Here is a 1,585-nt window from a genome sequence, read left to right as displayed (position 1 = left end):
CTTTCAATTACCCACAAATTCTCCTCCGACCATGGCGCCCAGCGCGATGTCAGTGAGGCGTGACAGCCCGCGCCACATGACGGTATTGCCAGGCGGCGGATCGCTGGCGCGGGCGAGATAACCGCCGAGCCGGGCGATCTTGATCAGATAGTGCGAGAGCATTTTCTTTTTTGCTTTTGGTTTGTCGTTGACGAGGCGATCGAGCACGTCGATTTCAGTCGCGGTCAACACGACGGTTGGCGGCGTGTCTGGGGCGGAACGGTTGAGCATCGTCATCCAGAAGACCCGCCAACTCAGGATGCAAAAGAGCGAGATCAGATTGGTCAGACGCTGGGCGGTCCTGAGCTTCGACTCCTCAGCTTTGCAGCCCGATTTGAGGATCTTATGGAACACCTCGATCTTCCATCTCAAACCATACCATTCGAGCTTCTCAATGGCGTCGGTGCGGGAACCAACGGGCAGGTCGGTGATCAGCTTCCAATCGATCTTCTTTCTGTTTTTCGGCGTCCCGCGCTCTTCGGCGTGGATCACCGTCAGGGTTAGAGCGGGATAGCGCTTCTGCTTTCCGATCGGCGGCAGGACGCGAATTTTGCGATACCTGATCTCAAGAACGGCCTGGTCGGGATCGCCGTTGCTGTCTCTGACTTCGATGCGATGGAGCCCTTTGATGGCGACCTCGTCCATTTCGTCGGCGATCGTGTGATCCCCGTCTCCAGCCAAGCGGTCGACGCAGGTCCTGATCAGGAAATGAGTTCCGATCTCCTGTGCTGCGCAGAAAAGCTCGTAAATGTCACTCTCGCGATCACCAATATGGATGCATCGTCCCGGATGATCCAACAGCTGCGTAGACTGCTTGAGATTTTCCAACCACCGGACGCTTTCCTTTTTCTCGATGGGAATCCGGGTCGGATTGATCTTCTTTTTAAGTGCTGCCGTCCCCTTGAATTTCTTCCGGGTCCAGAACTTAACGGCCGCCAACCCCAGCGGCACCCCCTCGATTGTCACCGCGAGGCTCGAATGCATCAGGATGCCGCAAACCGTGTGCGATCGGAGGCGCCCCGCCTTATCCCGTCCACTGTTTATGCTCTTGGTGATGCCGATCGCTTCTGACTTCTCGCGTTGATAGCTGAACTCGGTTGTATCGTGCAGCACAAGAACGAGACCTTCCGCGGCGGCGGCCCGATCACGTGTCGATTGGAAATGACCGGCCAGAATGTCTGCTTCGCTGACCCGCTCATTAGAGAAGAAGCGGTAGGCTGCCTTGGTATTCGCCCAATCCTGGCAGACGAGCGGAATGCTTTGTCCCATGGCGCTTCCAATCTGCGTGAGCAGTTTGCGGAATCTGTCGCCGAGCCGCGCGTCCCTAAACTCGCATCCACTACTCTCTCGATCAATCCAACATTCACCTTCCAAGGACCGCAAACAGCCTTTCGCCGATCGATCCCTTAATGTCAGGCCCATAGAGCACCCCCTCGCGAATCAGGTGCTCAGCAAGGAATCACAAGTGATTCTTTCGATTCAAGATTTCGCCGATCAGCGGATCAGCCCGAGTGGTCAAAGTTATGGGTAATTGAAAGCTTCACCG

Annotated in this window: 1 protein-coding gene; it reads right to left on the bottom strand. The window is 56.0% G+C overall.

Translation table 11 applies throughout. The features are described 5' to 3' along the window. Positions 1 to 3: 3 nt before the first annotated feature. Positions 4 to 1,461 (bottom strand): IS4 family transposase, encoded by a 1,458-nt coding sequence (locus AC5ZG1_RS43890; RefSeq protein ID WP_455999060.1) that lies wholly within the window; start codon positions 1,459 to 1,461, stop codon positions 4 to 6. Positions 1,462 to 1,585: the final 124 nt, after the last annotated feature.

It is taken from the genome of Bradyrhizobium sp. Leo78, from assembly GCF_059512425.1.
The sequence above is the reverse complement of the archived record's forward strand: the minus strand, read 5'-3'. Positions and strand labels throughout refer to the sequence as shown.

Excerpts from the sequence above, each read along its gene's own strand:
- AC5ZG1_RS43890 (WP_455999060.1), bottom strand. The coding sequence starts at position 1,461 with ATGGGCCTGACATTAAGGGATCGATCGGCGAAAGGCTGTTTGCGGTCC.